Origin of the sequence: Citrobacter sp. CK188, assembly GCF_030333525.1 — a bacterium.
Classification (GTDB): Bacteria; Pseudomonadota; Gammaproteobacteria; order Enterobacterales; family Enterobacteriaceae; genus Citrobacter_B; species Citrobacter_B koseri.
In genome coordinates this window covers 189233-203964 of sequence record NZ_JAOWFU010000035.1, presented here as the reverse complement: position 1 = coordinate 203964, position 14732 = coordinate 189233, and the positions used below count along the sequence as shown (strand labels likewise).

Below are 14732 nucleotides of genomic sequence, written 5' to 3'. Positions count from 1 at the left end.
AGCGCGTATTTAAAGCAACGTTTGGTAACATCGTTGCGCCTGCGCGCTGCCTACCGCAATATATTCTGCTGTGCAAAAGATCACAGGTTTCTGGCAAAATCGCTTCATTCAGGCCAAAAGATGATACAGTGACGTATCCCTGATGACGATGCCTGAACATTATGAAAGTTTCATTTCAGATCAAACTGTTTATATCGCTGATTGCTTTTTTCTCCATATTATTTGCCTTACTGGGTGGATACTATTATATGCACGTAGAAAAGCAGCTTTATCAGGAGATGGGAGCCAGGGCGAAAATACAGGCGGAAGAAATTGCGCTTATTCCGAATTTGCGAAAAGAAGTCGTGGAAAGAGATACCACGGCGATTCATCAATTTATGCAAAAAATAGCCGCGCATAGCGACGCCAGTTTTATTGTTATCGGAGATAAAGAAGGTATCCATCTGTTTCATTCTGTTTATGCCGACAGAGTAGGAAAAAAGCTGGTTGGTGACGATAACACTGAAGTGCTTCACGGAAAGAGCACCACGACAATTCGCCGTGGCGGCCTGGGCATCTCCCTGCGCAGTAAAGCGCCCATTGTTGACGATCAGGGCGAGGTTATTGGTATCGTCTCCGTTGGATACCTCACCAGTTACCTCAACACCATTACGGTGAATAAAGCCGTCAGTATCCTGGTTGCCGCCATCCTGCTACTGATATCCCTTTTTGTCTTTTCCTGGTTCTTCACCCGCAGTATTAAAAAACAGATTTTTTCACTGGAGCCTCGAGAGATAGGCCTGCTGGTTCGTCAGCAAAAAGCGATGATGGAATCAATTTATGAAGGGGTAATCGCCATTGATAATAATTTGCACATTGAGGTGATCAATCAGGCTGCCCGCGAGCTGCTGGGTTTAGGCCAGCCTGCGCAGGCGATACGCGGGCAACACATTACCGAAGTGATTACGCCATCCCCCTTCTTCCTTAAAGAAGTGATGCTGAAGAATGACACTCATGATGAAATCTGCCGTTTCAATGAATTGACGGTTATCGCCAGCCGGGTGCGCATCATGCTGGAGAACTCGCTTCAGGGATGGGTGATAACCTTCCGCGATCGCAATGAAATAGACAGTTTGAGCGCTCAGCTAAGCCAGGTAAAACGTTACGTAGATAATTTGCGCATCATGCGCCACGAGCAGCTCAATTGCATGACGACCCTTTCTGGTTTACTGCATATGGGTCGTTACAATGAAGCCATTGATTATATTCAGGCTCAGTCGGAACATGCCCAGGAGCTGCTGGACTTTATCTCATCGCGCTTCAGTTCACCGACGTTGTGCGGCCTGCTGTTAGGTAAAGCGGCAAGAGCGGGTGAAAAAGGGGTGGAACTGAATTTCGATCCCAGCTGCCGGATGGATAGGCCTTTTCCGCCACTTGCAGAATCAGAACTGATTTCGATCCTGGGCAATTTACTCGATAACGCGATCGAAGCAACGCAGCGATCGCCATTACCGCATGCGCCAGTGGACGTGCTGATCAGACTCAACGAGCATGAGCTGATTATCGAAGTGGCCGATCAGGGAGTCGGTATTAAACCGGAGATTCGCGAGCATATTTTCGAACGTGGCGTCACCACGAAAACCCGGGGCGATCATGGCATTGGATTGTATCTGATTGAAAGTTATGTCACTCAGGCGGGAGGGGTGATAGAAGTCGCTGATAATTCACCGCGCGGCGCCATATTTACGTTGTTTATTCCCGCTACGGGAATTTCCCGCAGTCCCGTACAGGAACTGGAAGGTACCGATTATGCAACCTGAACTTATCGATGTCCTGATCGTTGAGGACGAGAACGAACTGGCGCAGCTGCACGCTGAACTGATCGACAAACATCCGAGACTCCGACTGGCTGGCATTGCCTCCACGCTTGCCGATGCCCGGCAAAAACTCAACCAGCTGCGGCCTCAGCTACTGCTGCTGGACAACTATCTACCGGATGGTAAGGGTATTACGCTCATCAGCGATCCGTTAGTCATGAACACGAATTGCTCAGTGATCTTTATTACTGCCGCCAGTGATATGGATACCTGTAGCCTGGCGATTCGCAACGGCGCGTTTGACTATATTCTGAAGCCAATCTCGTGGAAACGGCTCAGCCAGTCGCTGGAACGTTTTGTCCAGTTTGCCGAACAGCAGCGGGTATGGAAAATTGTCGATCAGCAAAACGTCGATTCACTCTACCTGTTACAGGCGAAGAATTACCGTCAGGAGAATAGCAGTAAGGGGATTGAAGAAATCACGCTGGCGCTGGTGCAGAAGCTTTTTACAGAAAACAGCACGCGCAGCTTCTCCGTTGACGATGTGGTTGCCGGAACGGGGTTAAGTAAAACCACGGCGCGCCGCTATGTTGAACACGGTGTCGAGACGGGTTTTCTTCGCGTCGAAATGCTGTATGGCAAGCCAGGGCATCCGCGCAGGATGTATCGCCTGAGCGAAACGTAATGGCATAAAAGATGCCGGTCGGATAGCAGACCGGCGTCAAAGCGTAATTACTCTACTTCACGAACATCCACACGCAGTTCTTTCGGCACTTCGAAAACGATGTTCTCTTCGCGGCCTTCCAGCGGAATGGCTTCGCCGCCGCCAAGCTCTTGCAGGCGAGCGATCACATTCTGCACCAGAATATCCGGTGCGGAAGCGCCAGCGGTCACGCCAACGCACTTCGCCTCTTTCACCCAGGCTTCCTGGATGTCGGTGGCATCGTCGATCAGAAACGCCGCTTTCCCCATACGCTGCGCCAGTTCAGCCAGACGGTTGGAGTTGGAGGAGTTTTTCGAACCAACCACCAGCACGACATCGGCCTGTTCCGCCAGCGCGCGCACCGCTTCCTGGCGGTTCGTCGTGGCGTAGCAAATGTCATCTTTACGCGGCCCGACAATTTTCGGGAAGCGTTGACGCAGCGCGTCAATCACATCAGACGTGTCATCGACGGAGAGCGTCGTCTGGGTCATAAAGGAGAGTTTGCCTTCGTTTTTGACATCAAGCGACAGAACGTCGTCCGGCGACTCGACCAGATACATGCCCCCTTCCGGGTTGCTGTACTGCCCCATCGTCCCTTCCACTTCCGGGTGCCCGGCGTGGCCGATCAGGATTGACTCTTCGCCGCGACGGCTGGCGCGCGCCACTTCCATATGCACTTTTGTTACCAGCGGACAGGTGGCGTCAAAAACGGTGAGATCGCGGCTTTTCGCCTCGTTACGTACCGCCTGGGAAACCCCGTGTGCGGAGAAAATCAGGATCGCGCCGTCCGGCACTTCACTGATCTGCTCGATGAAAATCGCCCCACGCTCACGCAGGCTATCCACCACGTAGCGGTTGTGCACCACTTCGTGACGGACATAAATTGGCGCGCCGTAAATAGCCAGCGCGTTTTCTACAATGATGATAGCGCGGTCTACACCTGCGCAAAAGCCGCGCGGGTTGGCCAACAGGATCTGCATTTTACGCCTCCAGTGCCGGATCGATTTCCAGCACTTCAATATCAAAATGAACGGTATGCCCGGCCAGCGGATGGTTGAAATCGACGGTAATCGAGTCACCGTTAATTTCGCGGATCACGCCAGGCATCTCACTGCCGTCCATTGCGGTAAAGAGCATAATTGCCCCCACTTCAGGCTCGCCCGCGTCCATAAACTCGCGGCGAGAGAAGTATTGAACCAGGTCCGGGCTCGGTACGCCAAACGCGGCATCCGGTTCCAGAGAAAACGTGGTTTTGTCGCCGTCTTTCAGTCCCAGAAGATGCTGCTCCAGCCCTTCAGACAGGGAGCCGTCACCCAGGCGGAATAGCGCTGGCTTACCATTGTTATGCGTTGACTCAGCGGTAGAGCCATCGTCAAGCTTTAAGGTGAAGTGCACCAGCACCGCACTGTTACTCTGTACTGATTTAGACATGCAGGTTTGCTCACTTGTTTTGGGTCACCTGTTTGCCCGGTGGCGCTTACGCTTACCGGGCCTACAAGAATCGCGCTATTTTGTAGGCCGGATAAGGCGCTTACGCCGCCATCCGGCATTTTATTACGCCTGCTTTTTCGGCAGGAAACCCTCCAGCACAATCAACGCCGCACCGATACAAATCGCGCTATCGGCCAGGTTAAAGGTGGCGAAATGCCAGTCGCCAACATAGAAGTCGATCATATCGACAACAAAGCCATGCCACAGGCGGTCGAACAGGTTGCCCAGCGCACCGCCAATGATTAACGCATAGGCGATGTTGTTCAGCTTTTGCGTCGCCTTCGAGCGATACATCATCACCATCAGGATAACGCAAATACCGATGGCGATACCGGCAAAGAACCAGCGCTGCCAGCCGCCGCTGTCGGCTAAGAAGCTAAACGCCGCACCATAGTTACGCGCGTAGTGCAGATTAAGCGACGGGAACAGCGACACCGTATCTCCCAGAGCAAAGTTCTGGAGGATCAGGTACTTGCTGCCTAAATCGATAATCAGCACGACCACCACCAGCCACAGCCAGCGCAGTCCTGTTGAACAAAGAGGCTTACTCATCAGGCAAACTTACGTTTTTCGCCATCACCGGCGATGTTGCTGACACAGCGGCCGCAGATCTCTGCGTGCTCCGCTACCTTGCCGACATCCGTGGTGTAGTGCCAGCAGCGTGGGCACTTCTCACCTTCGGCTTTACTCAACGCGACTTTCAGCCCTTTGAGCAGTTCGCTCTGCTGCGCATCAGCAGAAGCCTCCGCATAGTCAGCGACTTTCGCGCCAGAGGTCAACAGGACAAATCGTAATTCATCGCCCAGTGCAGTCAGCTTCGCCGCCAGTTCCGGTTCAGCGTACAGGGTGACAGCCGCTTCGAGAGAACCACCGACTTTCTTGTCCGCACGCGCCTGCTCGATAACCTTGTTCACTTCGCCACGCACTTTCAGCAGCTCATCCCAGTAAGCGTCATTCATCGCTTCGGTTTCGCCTAAGCCAAACAGACCTTCATACCACTCACCGGTAAAGACGTACTTCTCACGATCGCCTGGCAGATAACCCCAGATTTCATCTGCGGTGAAGGACATGATTGGCGCCATCCAGCGCACCAGCGCTTCTGCGATATGGTACAGCGCGCTCTGGCAACTACGACGCGCCACACTGTCGGCTTTCGCGGTGTACTGGCGGTCTTTGATGATGTCGAGGTAGAACGAGCCCATCTCAACAGAGCAGAAGCGCATCAGACGCTGTACCACTTCGTGGAAATCATAGGCTTCGTAGGCTTTCAGGATATCGTCCTGCGCCGCTTTCGCGCAGCCCACCGCCCAGCGATCCAGCACCACCATCTCTTCCGGTTTCACCATATCTTTTACCGGATCAAACCCGTTCAGGTTCGCCAGCAGGAAGCGCGCGGTGTTACGGATACGACGATAGCTGTCGGCAGCGCGTTTCAGGATCTCGTCGGAAACGGCCATTTCGCCGGTGTAGTCGGTAGACGCCACCCACAGACGCAGAATATCCGCGCCCAGTTTGTTCATCACATCCTGCGGAGAAACGGTGTTACCGATGGATTTGGACATTTTGCGGCCCTGACCATCCACGGTGAAGCCGTGGGTCAGTACCTGACGGTACGGCGCTTTGCCCTTCATCGCAGTGGAGATCATCAGGGAGGACATGAACCAGCCGCGATGCTGGTCGGAACCTTCCAGATACATATCCGCCGCATGACCGGCAAACTCAGGACGCACATCGACCACAGAAGCGTGTGTCGAACCGGAGTCAAACCAGACGTCCAGCGTATCCGGCACTTTTACGTACTGGTCAGCGTCGTCGCCGAGGATCTCTTTCGGATCGAGGCCCCACCATGCCTGAATGCCGTCCACTTCAACGCGCTTCGCCACTTCTTCCATCAGTTCGATGGCGCGCGGGTGCAGCTCTTCGGTGTCTTTATGTACGAACAGAGACATCGGCACGCCCCAGGTACGCTGACGGGAAATACACCAGTCAGGACGGTTCGCAACCATTGATTCAATACGTGCCTGACCCCAGTCCGGGATCCACTGTACGCCTTTGATCTCTTTCAGCGACTGCTCGCGCAGGCCTTTCTGATCCATGCTGACGAACCACTGCGGCGTCGCACGGAAGATGATCGGCGTTTTGTGACGCCAGCAGCACGGATAGCTGTGTTGCAGCTTCTCAACGTGCAGCAGCGCGCCTTTTTCACGCAACAGCGCAACGACGATGTCGTTCGCTTTGAAAACGTTCACGCCATCGAGCGTCGGATACGTGCCTGGCAGGTAAGCGCCGTCCGGTCCGACCGGGTTAGCGGTTTCCAGACCGTATTTTTGACCGATGACATAGTCGTCCGGGCCATGACCAGGCGCGGTATGCACCGCCCCCGTACCGGCATCCAGCGTGACGTGATCGCCGAGGATCGCCGGAACGTCGAAGTCCATAAACGGATGGGTAAAGCGCAACAGTTCCAGCTCCGCGCCTTTTACGGTGCCGAGGATGGTATAGTCAGCCGCGCCAAGGCGCTGCATCACGCTTTCCACCAGGTCTTTCGCCAGAATCAGCGCCTGGCCGTCAATTTGTACCAGCGCGTAATCAAAATCCGGCGCCAGAGAGATCGCGCGGTTCGCAGGCAGCGTCCACGGCGTGGTGGTCCAGATAACCAGCGAGATCGGGCCGTTGACGCTGGAAACGCCAAACGTCGTTTTCACCGCATCCTGGTCAGCGGCGTGGAACGCCACGTCGATAGACGGAGACGTTTTGTCATAATATTCAACTTCCGCTTCCGCCAGCGCGGAACGGCAGTCCACGCACCAGTGCACCGGCTTCGCGCCTTTATGCAGATGGCCGTTGCCGATGATTTTACCCAGCGCGCGAATGATGTTGGCTTCAGTTTTGAAGTCCATCGTCAAATACGGATGCGACCAGTCGCCCAGCACGCCCAGACGGATGAAGTCTTTACGCTGGCCGTCAACCTGGGTGGCGGCGTATTCGCGACACTTCGCACGGAATTCCGCAGCCGTGAATTTTTCGCCCGGCTTACCGTATTCCTGCTCGACTTTCAGCTCGATCGGCAGACCGTGGCAGTCCCAGCCCGGAACGTAAGGCGAGTCAAATCCCGCGAGTCCTTTGGACTTCACGATAATGTCTTTCAGAATCTTATTAACCGAGTGACCAATATGAATGCTGCCATTCGCATAAGGAGGGCCATCATGCAGAATGAAGGTTTTTTTGCCTTTTTTGGCCGCACGAATGATGCCGTACAGGTCATCATCGGTCCAACGCGCCAGCATTCCCGGTTCACGCTTGGCGAGATCGCCGCGCATCGGGAACCCTGTTTCCGGCAAATTCAGGGTTGATTTATAGTCACTCATCAGATTCTCGGTTCCGTATTTAAAACTCGTATAGGCATTAAGCCGGTTTTGATAGCCCAAAAAAATCGCGGGCAGTTAACTCATCACGCACAATCTGCGCTTTTAGTTCATCCAGCGATGCGAATCGCTGTTCGTTGCGTATTTTTTTACGCAGTATTACATCTATATGGCGACCATAGAGGTCCATTACAACGTCCAGCAGATGCACTTCTAACTGTTGGCGTACGCCTGCCACTGTCGGACGCGTGCCGATATTGGCAACGCCAGGCATGGGTTTATCACCCAGCCCCATCACTTCCACCGCATAAACCCCTTTTACCGGGGAGACCTGACGACGCAGCGGTAAATTCGCCGTCGGGAAACCAATGGTGCGCCCTAACTCATCGCCGTGGACGACACGCCCGGAGATGGTAAACGGATGCCCCAGCAAACTTTCAGCCAGCGGCAGGTTGTCCTCCGCCAGCGCCTGACGCACGGCCGTACTGCTGATTCGTACGCCACCTTCGCAAAAGGTCTGCGTGTTGGTGATGTCAAAACCGTACTCCGCTCCGGCTTTCTGTAATAACAAGAAATCGCCTTCGCGGCCAGCGCCAAAACGGAAATCATCACCGACAGCGAGGAACCGCACGCCGAGACGCTTCACCAGCAGATCGCTGATAAAGTTTTGTGCGGTCAGGGCGGCAAAGCGGCGATCGAAGCGTACGCACAGCACGTAGTCCACGCCGCATTCCGCCAGGTAACGCAGTTTTTCCCGCAGGCGGGTCAGGCGCGCAGGGGCCTTTTCCGTAGCGAAGAGTTCCAGCGGCTGCGGTTCGAAAATCATTACCATCACCGGTAAACCCCGCTTGCGCCCTTCTTCCCGCAAGCCCTGCAGCAATGCACGATGGCCACGATGCACACCGTCGAAATTACCAATAGTCAGCACACACCCATGCGGGGCCTGACTGAGATTATGTATGCCGCGTATCAGCTTCATGTCTGGCTCAAAACAGTGAAAATCGTCAGAGTATACCTTGTACAGCGGTCAAGGTTAACCGACGATTGCCCCTGTGAAACATAAAGAAGATTGTTTTCATTGTTATGGGGCAAATCAGAACAAGAAACTGCCCATTCAATGTAATTTTTATCGTGGAAAAGCTGTATTCACGCCCCGCAAGCTGGTAGAATCCTGCGCCATCACTACGTAACGAGTGCCGCCATATTAACGGCGCTTATTTGCACAAATCCATTGACAAAAGAAGGCTAAAAGGGCATATTCCTCGGCCTTTGAATTGTCCATATAGAACACATTTGGGAGTTGGACCTTGGCTAATATCAAATCAGCTAAGAAGCGCGCCGTTCAGTCTGAAAAGGCTCGTAAGCACAACGCAAGCCGTCGCTCTATGATGCGTACTTTCATCAAGAAAGTATACGCAGCTATCGAAGCTGGCGACAAAGCTGCTGCACTGAAAGCATTTAACGAAATGCAACCGATCGTGGACCGTCAGGCTGCTAAAGGTCTGATCCACAAAAACAAAGCTGCACGTCATAAAGCAAACCTGACTGCACAGATCAACAAACTGGCTTAATCGCCCGCTTGTTATCAGCTTTGTAAAAAAGCCCGCGCAAGCGGGTTTTTTTATGTCTGCCGGATAGCGGGCAAACGCCTTATCCAGCCTGTAGCGCTTACCCTTTGTGGCTAAATAGCGCCGAGTAATCCGCGTGACAAATGCGCTGTACGGCCGGGTGCTGAATCATCCTCTCGGCAAAAATGGCGTGGTACTCTTCCATGACGTTTTCCACACGGCCAATCTCAACGATCGATTCATCGGCGTAAAAGTCATGCGCATAGAGCGTCGGCGCGACAAAAATCGCATTGTGGGTAGCGCCAAACGCTTTCATCAGCGCCGCATCATCAAACTCGCCGAGGATTTCGACATTTAAGCCCTGCGAATTAAACCAGTTTAATAATTTGCGACCGAGCATAGAGCGACGGCCCGGGATCAGCAGCCGACGCTCTTCCAGACACGCCGGGAAGGGTTTTGCAGGCAGCGGTTTCGTACACCAGAAGCTCACGCTGCATTCACCTATCTTCACCGAAAACAGCCCCTCCTGCTGAGTAGAGTCGATTGGGCAATCCGAGATAATCATATCCAGCTTATGCTGGCTAAGCTGCTCAAGCAGCATCTCATGGGTGGATTCAAAACAGCGCAAATGAATTTGTTCGTCGTCAACCACGGCCGCATCCAGCACATTGCTGACCAGACGTTTTGACAACGCATCCGCCACGCCGACATCAAACAGCAGATTAGACTCTTTGCGGTAGTTAACGATATCCAGCATTTCCTGGCTTAAGGTAAACATTTTGTCCGCATAGCGAAACACCAGTTCCCCTAATTCACTGGGCTCCAGCCCACGCCCTTTACGCTTGAATAATTTTCCCTGCAAGCGCTCCTCAAGGGCTTTGATCTGACCAGTGATGGTTTGCGGCGTCAGGTAAAGCGCTTCTGCCGCCCCGACAACGGAACCTTCTTTATACACATGCCAAAAATAATAAAGATGGTTGTAGTTAATATGAGACATGCTCACTCCTCTCCCTGATCTGTGTCGCAAGGGGGGCCACATCAGCCCCCCACCCCTCTCCCCGCTCAGACCACCGGGCTTAAACGTGTACGTAACCAGCTGTAGCCGATCACTGCCGAAAGCAGAGAACCAATCAAAATCCCCAGCTTCGCCCAGTTAATCAGTGCCGGATCTACACTACCAAACGCCAGACTGGCGATGAAAATCGACATCGTAAAACCGATCCCGCACAGAATACCGACCGCCATTATTTGCTGAAAACGTGTTCCTTCCGGCAACTTCGCCAGTTTGAGACGCAGCGCCAGCCAGCAAAACAGGCTAATCCCCAGCGGTTTACCGATCAGCAACCCGGCAATGATTCCCAGCGGGAGTATTGAGGTCAGCCCGTCAAGCGTTACCCCCTGTAGCGAGACGCCCGCATTGGCGAAGGCGAACAGCGGCAGAATCAGATACGCCACCCACGGATGTAGCACATGTTCCAGACGCTTCGCCGGAGAACGACCATGCTTCTCCTTCAATGGGATGAAGAAGCCGACGATCACCCCGGCAAGAGTGGCATGAACGCCAGATTTCAATACGGCAGTCCACAGCACCACGCCGACCAGGATATAAACCCCTGTTCGTCTGACATCACACAGGTTCAGCACGGCCAGAAGCACAATCGCAAATGCCGCAACCCCCAGCGAGACCATCGAAAGATCGCTGGTGTAGAACAGCGCAATGATCACAATCGCGCCCAGATCGTCAATAATAGCCAGCGCCATCAGGAATATCTTCAACGCCAGCGGCACCCTGCTGCCCAGCAAGGCCAATACGCCCAGCGCAAAAGCAATATCCGTTGCCGCCGGAATCGCCCAGCCTTCGCGCGTAATCGGGTCGGAATAGTTAAAAGCCAGATAGAGCAGCGCCGGAACAATCATGCCGCCAATGGCGGCAATCACCGGAAACGCCGCCTGACGTAAACTGGCAAGCGAGCCCTGCATAAGCTCGCGCTTGACCTCCAGACCAATCAGCAGGAAAAATACCGCCATTAGCGCGTCGTTGATCCACAGCAGCATATTTTTGTTGATCTCAAGCGCCCCAACCCGCAGCTGAACGGGCGTCTCCAGAAAGGCGTGATACCATCCGCTGGTGAATCCGCTGTTCGCCATCAGCATAGCCAGCACGGCGGCGATAATGAGAATGATGCCCCCGGAGGCATCACTGCTAAAAAAACGATGCAGGTGTTTCACTTTTTATTCTCTCAATATAATCAAACCTCGTGGCGTCTATCTTACCTCGCATGATCTATCGTTAAAATTAGATTATTTATGGTGAAATGTTCGGTTTTTACGAAATAAAATCATCACCGCCGACAAACAAAAAAGCCCGGGATTGCACAATCCCGGGCTTTTTATGCAATGTGACAGCGGTGATTAACGCGTCAAATCGTCAAAGAACTTCTTCACACCATCGAAGAAACTCTTCGAACGCGGACTGTTTTTCTCACCTGTCGGGCCGCCGAAGCTTTCTTGCAGATCTTTCAGCAACTGCTTCTGCTTCTCGTTCAGACCTACCGGCGTTTCGACCACAACACGGCACAGCAGATCGCCCTGCGCGCCGCCGCGTACGGATTTCACGCCTCTTCCACGCATACGGAACAGCTTGCCGGTTTGCGTTTCGTGCGGCACTTTCAACTTCACACGACCATCCAGCGTCGGGACTTCAATCTCGCCACCCAGCGCCGCCATTGCAAAGTTAATCGGCACTTCGCAATACAGGTTGTTGCCTTCACGCTCGAAGATCGGGTGCTGCTTCACCTGTACCTGAACGTACAGATCGCCCGCTGGCGCGCCATGCTCGCCCGCTTCACCTTCGCCGGAGAGACGAATACGATCGCCTGTGTCCACACCCGCCGGGATTTTAACCGACAGGGTTTTGGTTTTCTCTACGCGACCATGACCGTGGCATTTGTTGCACGGATCTTTAATCAGCGTACCGCGCCCCTGACAGTGCGGGCAGGTTTGCTGCACGGCGAAGAAACCCTGACGCATCTGCACCTGGCCGGAACCATGACAGGTTGGACAGGTCTGCGGCTGAGTACCTGCTTTCGCACCGCTGCCGTGGCAAACGTCGCACTCTTCCAGCGTCGGAATACGGATCTCTTTGGTCACGCCACGTACGGCTTCTTCCAGGGTGAGATCCATGTTGTAACGTAAATCAGCACCACGCGCTGCGCGCTGACGACCACGTCCGCCGCCAAAGATATCGCCGAAAACGTCACCAAAGATATCGCTGAAGTCAGCGCCGCCGCCGAAGCCGCCGCCAAATCCACCACCGCCTTGTTCAAACGCGGCGTGCCCGTACTGATCGTATGCCGCACGTTTTTGCGCATCGGTCAGAACTTCGTAGGCTTCCTTGATCTCTTTGAACTTGGCCTCGGCCTCTTTATCACCCTGGTTACGGTCCGGGTGATATTTCATGGCCAGGCGCTTGTACGCCTTTTTGATTTCACGCTCTTCCGCTGTTTTGGAAACGCCTAAAATCTCGTAATAGTCTTGCTTAGCCATCTTGTTTTTATCTGCCCCTAACATGCGTGCACGGGCGGAGAGGAACCCTCTTCGCCCGTGCCAGTATTTTACCCGTTCAAAGGGCGATTATTTTTTGTCTTTCACTTCTTCAAACTCAGCGTCGACAACATCGTCATCTTTCGCGTTGTTTGCAGAAGCGTCAGCGCCGCCAGCCTGCTGCTGTGCATGCTGCTGCTGAGCGATTTCCATCAGTTTCTGGGAAGCCTGCGCCAGTTCCTGCATTTTCGCTTCGATAGCCGCTTTGTCTTCGCCTTTCAGCGCCGTTTCCAGCGCGCTCAGTGCAGACTCGATAGCCGTTTTGTCGTCTGCTGGCAGCTGATCGCCCGCTTCTTCAACCTGCTTACGCGTGCTGTGCAGCAGATGGTCGCCCTGGTTGCGCGTCTGAACCAGCTCTTCGAACTTACGGTCAGATTCTGCGTTCGCTTCAGCATCGCGAACCATTTTCTGAATTTCGTCCTCGTTCAGACCAGAAGAAGCCTTGATGGTGATCTTCTGCTCTTTACCGCTGTTTTTGTCTTTCGCGGAAACGTGCAGGATACCGTCAGCATCGATATCAAAGGTGACTTCGATCTGCGGCATACCGCGCGGCGCCGGGTTGATGCCATCCAGGTTGAACTGACCCAGAGATTTGTTATCAGACGCGCGTTTACGCTCACCCTGCAACACATGGATGGTTACCGCTGACTGGTTGTCTTCCGCGGTAGAGAACACCTGGCTGTGCTTGGTCGGGATAGTGGTGTTTTTGCTGATCAGCGCCGTCATTACGCCGCCCATGGTTTCGATACCCAGAGACAGCGGGGTAACATCCAGCAGCAGAACGTCTTTCACATCACCGGTCAGTACGCCGCCCTGCACCGCTGCGCCGATAGCAACAGCTTCGTCCGGGTTAACGTCTTTACGCGGTTCTTTACCAAAGAACTCCGCCACTTTTTTCTGCACCATCGGCATACGCGTCTGACCACCAACGAGGATAACGTCGTTGATATCAGATACGGACAGGCCAGCATCCTGCAACGCGACTTTCAGCGGCTCGATGGAACGGTTCACCAGGTCTTCGACCAGGCTTTCCAGTTTCGCGCGAGTCACTTTGATGTTCATGTGTTTCGGACCGGTGGCATCTGCGGTGATGTACGGCAGGTTCACGTCGGTCTGCTGTGCGGAAGAAAGCTCGATTTTCGCTTTTTCTGCCGCTTCTTTCAGACGCTGCATCGCCAGCGGGTCGTTACGCAGGTCAATGCCCTGATCTTTCTTAAATTCTTCAACCAGGTAGTTGATCATACGGCTGTCGAAGTCTTCACCACCCAGGTGGGTATCACCGTTGGTTGCCAGAACTTCGAAGGTTTTTTCGCCGTCAACTTCGTCGATTTCGATAATAGAGATATCGAAAGTACCACCACCGAGGTCGTAAACCGCGATAGTACGGTTGCCGACTTCTTTATCCAGACCATAAGCCAGCGCGGCGGCGGTCGGTTCGTTGATGATACGTTTTACTTCCAGACCTGCGATACGACCAGCATCTTTCGTTGCCTGACGCTGAGCATCGTTGAAGTAGGCAGGTACGGTGATAACAGCTTCAGTTACCGGTTCGCCCAGGTAATCTTCTGCGGTTTTCTTCATTTTTTTCAGCACTTCAGCAGAGATCTGCGGCGGTGCCATTTTCTGACCTTTCACATCAAGCCATGCGTCGCCGTTATCGGCGCCGATGATTTTGTACGGCATGATGGAAACGTCACGCTGAACTTCTTCGTCCTGGAAGCGGCGGCCAATCAGGCGTTTAATCGCAAACAGGGTGTTTTGCGGGTTTGTCACTGCCTGACGTTTAGCCGGCTGACCAACCAGAGTTTCACCATCCTGGGTATAAGCAATGATAGAAGGCGTGGTGCGATCGCCCTCGGCGTTCTCCAGCACACGTGCAGTTGTGCCATCCATAATCGCTACACAAGAGTTGGTAGTACCCAGGTCGATACCAATAATTTTACCCATCTAAACGTCTCCACTAAAAATTCGGTCATCATGTGGTTGTGAATCTGTAATAAGGGCGAAACGTGCGGTTTCAACTACCCTGAATCGTTTTTTTTCAGACTCACTCACTGCGGTTGACTACAAGATGGGGTCGTAACCCACGTCATCAAGGGGGCATGAAAATTTTTTTTTGCGAAAAACGATAATTTTCTTCACCGGGCATACGGAAAACACCTCTGCCTGTGCGGCGGTTAAGCCTTTTCCTTCCGTGATCGTCATC

13 protein-coding genes are annotated in these 14732 nt (G+C 53.5%); 3 read left to right on the top strand and 10 right to left on the bottom strand.

The window, feature by feature from the left end; translation table 11 throughout:
• Window positions 1-161: 161 nt before the first annotated feature.
• Together OGV67_RS16760 and OGV67_RS16755 are read left to right on the top strand one after the other, a co-directional pair.
• Complete coding sequence (locus tag OGV67_RS16760; RefSeq protein ID WP_012134147.1) at window positions 162-1799, top strand: ATP-binding protein; 1638 nt, start codon at window positions 162-164, stop codon at window positions 1797-1799.
• Window positions 1789-2481, top strand: a complete 693-nt coding sequence (locus OGV67_RS16755) for a response regulator (protein ID WP_012134148.1) — start codon at window positions 1789-1791, stop codon at window positions 2479-2481. The genes OGV67_RS16760 and OGV67_RS16755 overlap by 11 nt, the downstream gene beginning before the upstream one ends.
• Before the next feature lie 47 nt (window positions 2482-2528).
• Here OGV67_RS16755 and ispH read toward each other — a convergent pair whose 3' ends face one another.
• The 6 genes from ispH to OGV67_RS16725 form a co-directional block, all read right to left on the bottom strand.
• Window positions 2529-3479 carry a 4-hydroxy-3-methylbut-2-enyl diphosphate reductase gene (gene ispH / locus OGV67_RS16750; RefSeq protein ID WP_286465773.1) on the bottom strand — a complete coding sequence of 317 codons (951 nt, stop codon included), beginning with the start codon at window positions 3477-3479 and terminating at the stop codon, window positions 2529-2531.
• 1 nt (window position 3480) lies between these two features.
• Window positions 3481-3930 (bottom strand): FKBP-type peptidyl-prolyl cis-trans isomerase, encoded by a 450-nt coding sequence (fkpB, locus tag OGV67_RS16745; RefSeq protein WP_112001207.1) that lies wholly within the window; start codon window positions 3928-3930, stop codon window positions 3481-3483.
• Between the two features lie 123 nt (window positions 3931-4053).
• The gene (gene lspA / locus OGV67_RS16740) at window positions 4054-4542 is read right to left on the bottom strand and encodes a signal peptidase II (protein WP_047459022.1); all 489 of its coding nucleotides are present in this window, start codon (window positions 4540-4542) and stop codon (window positions 4054-4056) included.
• Complete coding sequence (gene ileS, locus OGV67_RS16735) at window positions 4542-7358, bottom strand: isoleucine--tRNA ligase (protein WP_115615149.1); 2817 nt, start codon at window positions 7356-7358, stop codon at window positions 4542-4544. The genes lspA and ileS overlap by 1 nt, the downstream gene beginning before the upstream one ends.
• Window positions 7359-7395: 37 nt before the next feature.
• A complete protein-coding gene (ribF, locus tag OGV67_RS16730) occupies window positions 7396-8334 on the bottom strand; it encodes a bifunctional riboflavin kinase/FAD synthetase (protein WP_115615150.1) in 939 nt (312 codons plus the stop codon).
• 25 nt (window positions 8335-8359) lie between these two features.
• The gene (locus OGV67_RS16725) at window positions 8360-8560 is read right to left on the bottom strand and encodes a DUF2575 family protein (protein ID WP_049008862.1); all 201 of its coding nucleotides are present in this window, start codon (window positions 8558-8560) and stop codon (window positions 8360-8362) included.
• A gap of 102 nt (window positions 8561-8662) precedes the next feature.
• Here OGV67_RS16725 and rpsT point away from each other — a divergent pair, with 102 nt between their 5' ends.
• The gene (gene rpsT, locus OGV67_RS16720) at window positions 8663-8926 is read left to right on the top strand and encodes a 30S ribosomal protein S20 (protein WP_001518655.1); all 264 of its coding nucleotides are present in this window, start codon (window positions 8663-8665) and stop codon (window positions 8924-8926) included.
• Window positions 8927-9023: 97 nt separating this feature from the next.
• Here the strand turns inward: rpsT and nhaR are convergent, their stop codons facing one another.
• From nhaR to dnaK, 4 genes are all read right to left on the bottom strand, one after another.
• Entirely contained in the window at window positions 9024-9920 is an 897-nt protein-coding gene (gene nhaR / locus OGV67_RS16715) for a transcriptional activator NhaR (protein ID WP_012134154.1), read from the bottom strand.
• Between the two features lie 65 nt (window positions 9921-9985).
• Window positions 9986-11152: a Na+/H+ antiporter NhaA gene (nhaA, locus tag OGV67_RS16710; protein WP_012134155.1), complete on the bottom strand. Its 1167-nt coding sequence runs from the start codon at window positions 11150-11152 to the stop codon at window positions 9986-9988.
• 183 nt (window positions 11153-11335) lie between these two features.
• Window positions 11336-12469, bottom strand: coding sequence for a molecular chaperone DnaJ (gene dnaJ / locus OGV67_RS16705; protein WP_047463780.1), 1134 nt, complete (start codon window positions 12467-12469; stop codon window positions 11336-11338).
• An 87-nt stretch (window positions 12470-12556) separates the two neighbouring features.
• Window positions 12557-14473, bottom strand: coding sequence for a molecular chaperone DnaK (dnaK, locus tag OGV67_RS16700; protein ID WP_012134158.1), 1917 nt, complete (start codon window positions 14471-14473; stop codon window positions 12557-12559).
• Window positions 14474-14732: the final 259 nt, after the last annotated feature.